Below are 6,080 nucleotides of genomic sequence, written 5' to 3' on the forward strand. Positions count from 1 at the left end.
ACCCTCCGGCGCCTCCATTCAAACCCTCCGGCGCCTCCATTTTTACCCTCCGGCGCCTCCATTTTTGGCGTCCTAGTGTCAGTGTCGGGTGTCGCGGGGAGCGAAGCGACACGCGACACGCGACACCCGACACTGCAACGAAACTGGCGGCTTGGCGCCGCCCGCCCCGAGGCTCGCCAGCCCTTTGGATCGGCGCTGCGCCTCGGGGCGATGCCTCCGGCAAGGGTCAGTTCCTCGACTGGTCCCAATCGTCCTGGTGATCAAGAAATCTGCTGAGAAAACCAGAAAGGCGCTCAGAGGCTCTGGAAGGGGCCTTTAAAGGCCGAAACGCGCTGAAAGCAGGAAGCTCTACCCAGGGACCTAAAGTGAGCCTCCAGAAGGCCTCTCCGTGGCTCTGAGAGGGCGTCGCTGGCCTATCGACACCTGTTATCCGCAAAGCGACGATGCGGCTCTCGGCTTTGTCCTTCGGCCTTTCGAACTCCAGAACCAGACTCGAAAAACCGCCTAGAATGATCCTGTTTTGTGAAGAGCAGTCTTAGGGGTTGTGTGAATGGCAGGAAATTTGACTTGAATACTTCACAATCCAAATATTGGATACTTCACACATGCCGAAGCGCAAGCTCAGCCGCCTGACGAACGACCAGAAGCAGGCGCTGCGAGGCGAGCTGGACGCGAAGGTGCCGGTGACGGCCCTGGCCAAGAAATACGGGGTCAGCCGCCGGACGATCTACAACCTCAAGAACCGCTGGGAGGAGCGCCTGCCGCAGTCGCGCAGCAAGGTGCTGACGGTGCGGGTCAGCGCCGAGGACATGGAGCGGCTGGATGCCCTGGCGAAGGAGCTGGACCTGAGCCGGGCCGACACGGCGCGGCGGGTGCTGCTCTATGCGGCGGGCGTGTATCACATCGAGCCGCCCGAGGCCGGCGAGATCGCGGATCTGACCAGGGAGGTGTCCGCGATCGGGCGGAACGTGAACCAGGCCGTGAGGGCCATGAACACGGCAGTCCTGCGCGGCCAGAAGATTTCCCGTCTGCACCTGGACCAGCTGGCCCAGCAGTTGCGCGAGATGGACCGGCACAACGACCAGGCCCGTAGCCTGATGGTCCGTCGCGCCCAGCAGCAGCGGACGCATGTCGATCAGATCGTGGAAGCGATGAAGGATGAAGGACGGGGAGAGCGGTCCTAGATTTCGTGCGTCAGGCTGATGCCGATCGGGATGGGCGCCCGCCCTTGCGCCCGTTGGCGCGGGCGGCATCAGCCTTGGCCTTGCTGGTGGCCCTGCCACCGGATGCGCCGAGTTGCGCGGCCATCCAGCGGCGCGACCCGAACACGCCCTGCATCAGCGCCGGAACATACACGTCCGCGTCCAGCTTCGGCCAATGCAGCCCCAGACCGGCGGGCGTAACCTCGATGTCGGCCAGATCGTCGGGTGCGGCACCGGCCAGTCTTTCGACCAACCCGACCGGCACGGCCAGCTCCACGCCATTGTGCAACCTGACGACCACGCGCCCATGTTTGCGGTCATATCGGGCTGCCACGGCATGACCGGCCTGCCGGATCTCGGCGGTGCGGGTTTGGGCCTGCTCGAACTCGTGTTCAGAAATCTCCATGGATCAGACTCCATTCTCTGCAAAGGGCAGCGATGTGCGGCCCCAGGTCGGTTTCGATGCGCCGCACATCCCGCAGGGTAAAGCCATGAACCTCACGCAGTTCCGGTGGGCCGTCCGGGCAGTTCAGGATGAATACGGCCTCGCCGCCCTGCCCCCAGATGTGGACATGCGCAGGGCGATGGTCGGCAGGGTAGATCACCACGCGCAGGGCATTGAGGCGCAAGACTGTCGGCATGGCAGCAAGCTATCATAAACCCAAGCGGTTGGGAATGGGCCAATGCGATCCTGTGCCTTCCCATGACGCCCAAACTCGGCCGACGGGCTTGGAAAGCAAAGTTGATCTTCGCATCCCTTTCCGTCTATGAGGCAGCCAAGCGCAAGGACCCGGTGAAACTCCGGGTGGCTCTTCCGGCCGCCGATCCGCCGGACAATCCTTCAAAGAACCCCGCCGCGAACCCTGGAACGTCTTGCAAAAGACCTCCCGATGCGGGGCATTGGATACTTCATGATCTCATTTTCCGAATACCGCGCGCAGTGGTTCGGTAACATCCGCGGTGATCTGTTGGCGGGGCTTGTCGTGGCACTGGCCCTGATCCCCGAGGCTATCGCCTTTTCCATCATCGCCGGCGTGGATCCCAAGGTGGGCCTTTACGCCAGCTTCTCGATTGCCGTTCTGATCGCCTTTGTCGGCGGCAGGCCCGGCATGATTTCCGCCGCAACGGCGGCGACCGCCGTTCTGATGATCACGCTGGTGCGCGATCACGGGCTGGAATACCTGCTGGCCGCGACCGTGCTGGCGGGGCTTTTGCAGATCGGCGCGGGCCTGCTGAAGCTGGGCCGCTTCATGCGCTATGTCTCGAAATCGGTGATGACCGGCTTCGTCAACGCCCTGGCGATCCTGATCTTCATGGCGCAACTGCCCGAGCTTGATTTCGGCAATCCGGGCGTCACCTGGCTGACCTGGGTGCTGGTGGCGGCGGGCCTTGCCATCATCTACCTGTTCCCGCGCATCACGACGACGATCCCGTCACCCCTCGTCACCATTGTCGTGCTGACGGCACTGGTCTGGGCCATGGGCTGGGACATTCGCACCGTGGGCGACATGGGCGCCCTGCCCGATACGCTGCCGGTGTTCCTGATCCCCGACATTCCGCTGACCTTCGAGACTCTGCTGATCATCTTTCCCTATGCCGCCGCCGTTGCGGTGGTGGGTCTCTTGGAAAGCCTGATGACGCAGAACATCGTGGACGATCTGACGGACACGAAGTCGAACCGCAACCAGGAGTGCATCGGCCAGGGAATCGCCAACACCGCCACCGGCTTCATCGGCGGCATGGCGGGGTGCGCGATGATCGGGCAGTCGATCATCAACGTCAAATCCGGCGGCCGGGGGCGGCTGTCGGCCTTTACGGCCGGTGTCGTGCTCCTGATCATGGTCGTGGGCCTGGGAAGCCTTGTGGCCATCATTCCGATGCCCGCCCTTGTCGCGATCATGATCATGGTCTCGATCGGCACGTTCTCCTGGTCCTCGCTCAAGAACCTCAGAACACATCCGCGCTCGTCCTCGGTGGTGATGATCGCGACGGTGGTGACGGTGGTCTACACCCATAACCTTGCCATCGGCGTGCTGGTGGGCGTGATGCTGTCGGGCATCTTCTTTGCGGCGAAGATCGCGCAGCTGTTCGGCATCAGCTCGACCCTGTCTGCGGACGGGCGCGAACGGACCTACATCGTCGAAGGTCAGCTGTTCTACGGCTCGGCCGAGGATTTCGCCGAGGCCTTCGACTTCAAGGAAGCGGTGGACAAGGTCATCATCGATGTCAGCCGCGCGCATATCTGGGACATCAGCTCGGTCCAGGCTCTCGACATGGCGATCCTGAAGTTCCGCCGCGACGGCGCCGAGGTGCAGCTGGTCGGCATGAACGAGGCATCCGAGACCTTGGTCGACAAGCTGGCCATCCATGACAAACCGGGCGCGCTCGACAAGCTCATGGCGCATTGAGGAGGATGACATGACCAACAAGATACTCGCCTTGGTGGACGGCTCGGCCTACTCGGAAAGCGTTTGCCATCACACCGCCTGGATTGCGGGACGCCTGAACGCGACGGTGGAGGTCATGCATGTCCTCGGTCGACGTGAAGGGGCTGCGACCAAGCAGGATCTTTCGGGGTCTCTGAAGCTTGGTGCGCGTTCGGCGCTCCTGGAAGAACTGGCAACCGCCGATGAACAGCGTGCGCGACTGGCCCAAGCCAAGGGCCGTGCGATCCTTGAGGATGCAAAAACGATCCTTGAAGCCAATGGCACCGGACCCGTCGTGGCCCGGCTGCGCAAGGGCGACATCCTGGACGCCGTCCAGGAGATCGAGCCTGACCTGCGCGCCATCGTCATCGGCAAGCGCGGCGAGGGGGCGGATTTTGCGGCCGGTCATCTGGGATCGAACCTGGAACGGATCGTGCGGGCTTCCAAGGTGCCGGTCTTTGTTGCCTCGCGCGCCTTCAGACCCATCGGCAAGGTGCTGGTTGCCTTTGACGGCAGCGCCTCGGCCCGGCGGGCCATCGAGCGGATGGCGCAGAGTGCGGTCTTCGAGAACTTGGAGATCACGGTTCTCTATGTGGACAACGGGCATGGTCCGATCGGTGCCAGGATGGATGAAGCCATCATCGCCTTGAAGGCGGCTGGCCTGGCGGCAACGGCACGGGTCGTCCGTGGCGAACCGGATGAGCTGCTGCAATCCATCGTCGCCTCAGAGGGCTTTGATCTGCTGGTGATGGGCGCGTATGGCCATTCCCGCATCCGCAGCCTGATCATCGGATCGACCACCACGGCCATGGTGCAGGCGGTCAAGATCCCCGTGCTGCTTTATCGCTGAGAGCACCCACGCCAACAGGCTTGCGCCCAAGGTTTTGAGCGCAGCCGAAACAATGCCATCAAGGGTTCTTTCTGCGCCAGGGCCACCATCTGGATCCAGCAGAGGCAGGGGCGCGCTGATCGGTCAGCAAGGCATTCGCTTGCTGCCGCCAGCGGTCCCGGTCCTCTTTCAGATCGGCCGAGATCTCACGCTCACGGTTCAACATGGATTCCAAGGCTTCGATACGTTCGAGGAGGCGGGTCCCATCCGGTTCCGCATCGCTTCTTTTCGCACCACCCTCAGGTTCCATGCTGAACGCCCGCGAGAGTTCGGCTGGGTCAATCGAATAGCTGCCATCCTGGTGCCGGGTCGCGCTGATCTTCCCGGTTTTGATGGCCCGGTTGATGGTGGATTTGCTTTTGCCCGTCAGTTTCGCGGCCTGTGAAAGGGAGAGTTCCGGCATGGTTGCGTACTGCGTCATTTTGGGGTTTCTCTTGGAACCCCATCGCCATGAACGGAAAAGGCCGCGCGGGCAAGATCGGCGTCGCGCCGGGGCACGGTGTAACCCCCGGCCGTGAAGGTGCGGCCGACACGATCCGCCCATTCCTCCCGTTCGGCCGGGGTCAGGCCATACCACCAGGCCAAGGCCGGTTCCGCCTGGGGTTCATCGGCAATGAGGGGCGGGGCATCGCCCATGTCCTGCTGGCGACGGCGGGCATTCCGGTGGCGTTCATTCTCGGCCACCGTTTCGGCGGCATCATGGGGATCCTTCCAGCGCCAGCGGAAGGTGACGGCATGGACCGACCGGCCCCGCTTTTCCAGGCTCATGCTGACCTCGACCGTGCCGTAGTCGTTCACCGCCGCCAAGGCCGGGTCGAGAACCCAACGCCGGAACTGCCCCCAAACCTCATAGGACTTCTTGTCGGCCACTCCCATGAGCGAGCGCAGCTCGTCCACGGTAAAGGTCCAGAACGGCCGTCCCAGGCGCTTCTTGTCGGCCAGCAGCACATAAAGCTGGCGGCCGTGGCCGGTCAGGCTGTGGGCGGCGCGGGCCTCGATCTTGGCGAAGTTCTGCGGGCTGCGCAGGGCATGGACACCGGCGGGCGGGATCAGCGCCCGCACCATCGATCCGCCCTGGGTGATCTTCCATTCGGCCAGCAGGACCGCGCCCCAGGGATCGCCGCGCCATTCGCCGCTGAGCTGCACCCCGGTCAGGCGCGTCAGGCACTCGCGTAGCCAGATGTTATCGTTGCGGCCATCCTCGCCACGCAACAGCCGCGAGGGGAGTTCCAGCCAGACGCTGTTGTCCACTTCGGCGGGGATCCGGGCGGCGTCGAGCGCCGAAGCCAGTTCCCAGATGGCCGAGACCATGGCCGGGGTGAGCGGCTTGTCGGATCGGAGCGCAACGGCGCTGCTTGGCACGGTGATTTCCCTCATAAATGGAGGTTATATTTGAGTCATCTACATTTCAACGGCTCATTTTTACCCTCCGGCGCCTCCATTCAAACCCTCCGGCGCCTCCATTCAAACCCTCCGGCGCCTCCATTCAAACCCTCCGGCGCCTCCATTTTTACCCTCCGGCGCCTCCATTTTTGGCGTCCTAGTGTCAGTGTCGGGTGTCGC

At 63.3% G+C, this 6,080-nt stretch carries 7 protein-coding genes and 1 other annotated feature; of the genes, 3 read left to right on the plus strand and 4 right to left on the minus strand.

The genetic code is table 11. From position 1 onward, the window contains the following. The first annotated feature begins 605 nt into the window (after positions 1–605). A complete protein-coding gene (locus tag CHB77_RS17620; RefSeq protein ID WP_089389437.1) occupies positions 606–1,184 on the plus strand; it encodes a helix-turn-helix domain-containing protein in 579 nt (192 codons plus the stop codon). A 10-nt stretch (positions 1,185–1,194) separates the two neighbouring features. On the opposite strand, the gene CHB77_RS17625 is transcribed toward CHB77_RS17620, so the two are convergent. Together CHB77_RS17625 and CHB77_RS17630 are read right to left on the minus strand one after the other, a co-directional pair. After that, positions 1,195–1,608: a DUF2442 domain-containing protein gene (locus CHB77_RS17625; protein ID WP_089389438.1), complete on the minus strand. Its 414-nt coding sequence runs from the start codon at positions 1,606–1,608 to the stop codon at positions 1,195–1,197. After that, entirely contained in the window at positions 1,595–1,843 is a 249-nt protein-coding gene (locus CHB77_RS17630; RefSeq protein WP_089389439.1) for a DUF4160 domain-containing protein, read from the minus strand. The genes CHB77_RS17625 and CHB77_RS17630 overlap by 14 nt, the downstream gene beginning before the upstream one ends. 142 nt (positions 1,844–1,985) lie before the next feature. Next, positions 1,986–2,041: a sequence feature (sul1 is cis-regulatory element that is thought to sense ions involved in sulfur or methionine metabolism; They are found in Alphaproteobacteria), on the plus strand. A gap of 72 nt (positions 2,042–2,113) precedes the next feature. Between CHB77_RS17630 and CHB77_RS17635 the strand changes: the two genes are divergently transcribed. Then, positions 2,114–3,610 (plus strand): SulP family inorganic anion transporter, encoded by a 1,497-nt coding sequence (locus CHB77_RS17635; protein ID WP_089389443.1) that lies wholly within the window; start codon positions 2,114–2,116, stop codon positions 3,608–3,610. A gap of 10 nt (positions 3,611–3,620) precedes the next feature. Further along, complete coding sequence (locus tag CHB77_RS17640) at positions 3,621–4,478, plus strand: universal stress protein (protein WP_089389440.1); 858 nt, start codon at positions 3,621–3,623, stop codon at positions 4,476–4,478. 58 nt (positions 4,479–4,536) lie between these two features. Here the strand turns inward: CHB77_RS17640 and CHB77_RS17645 are convergent, their stop codons facing one another. Both CHB77_RS17645 and CHB77_RS17650 read right to left on the minus strand, forming a co-directional pair. Continuing rightward, positions 4,537–4,938 (minus strand): hypothetical protein, encoded by a 402-nt coding sequence (locus CHB77_RS17645; RefSeq protein ID WP_089389441.1) that lies wholly within the window; start codon positions 4,936–4,938, stop codon positions 4,537–4,539. Beyond that, positions 4,935–5,879 (minus strand): replication initiation protein, encoded by a 945-nt coding sequence (locus tag CHB77_RS17650; protein ID WP_165456315.1) that lies wholly within the window; start codon positions 5,877–5,879, stop codon positions 4,935–4,937. The genes CHB77_RS17645 and CHB77_RS17650 overlap by 4 nt, the downstream gene beginning before the upstream one ends. Positions 5,880–6,080 lie beyond the last annotated feature (201 nt).

The organism is Paracoccus sediminis (assembly GCF_900188295.1).
In the GTDB taxonomy this organism is placed as follows: domain Bacteria; phylum Pseudomonadota; class Alphaproteobacteria; order Rhodobacterales; family Rhodobacteraceae; genus Paracoccus; species Paracoccus sediminis.

What these genes read in the sequence shown, in the direction of transcription:
- CHB77_RS17630 (WP_089389439.1), bottom strand. Translation starts at nt 1,843, where the DNA reads ATGCCGACAGTCTTGCGCCTCAATGCCCTGCGCGTGGTGATCTACCCT.
- CHB77_RS17620 (WP_089389437.1), top strand. Translation starts at nt 606, where the DNA reads ATGCCGAAGCGCAAGCTCAGCCGCCTGACGAACGACCAGAAGCAGGCG.
- CHB77_RS17635 (WP_089389443.1), top strand. Translation starts at nt 2,114, where the DNA reads ATGATCTCATTTTCCGAATACCGCGCGCAGTGGTTCGGTAACATCCGC.
- CHB77_RS17645 (WP_089389441.1), bottom strand. Translation starts at nt 4,938, where the DNA reads ATGACGCAGTACGCAACCATGCCGGAACTCTCCCTTTCACAGGCCGCG.
- CHB77_RS17640 (WP_089389440.1), top strand. Translation starts at nt 3,621, where the DNA reads ATGACCAACAAGATACTCGCCTTGGTGGACGGCTCGGCCTACTCGGAA.
- CHB77_RS17625 (WP_089389438.1), bottom strand. Translation starts at nt 1,608, where the DNA reads ATGGAGATTTCTGAACACGAGTTCGAGCAGGCCCAAACCCGCACCGCC.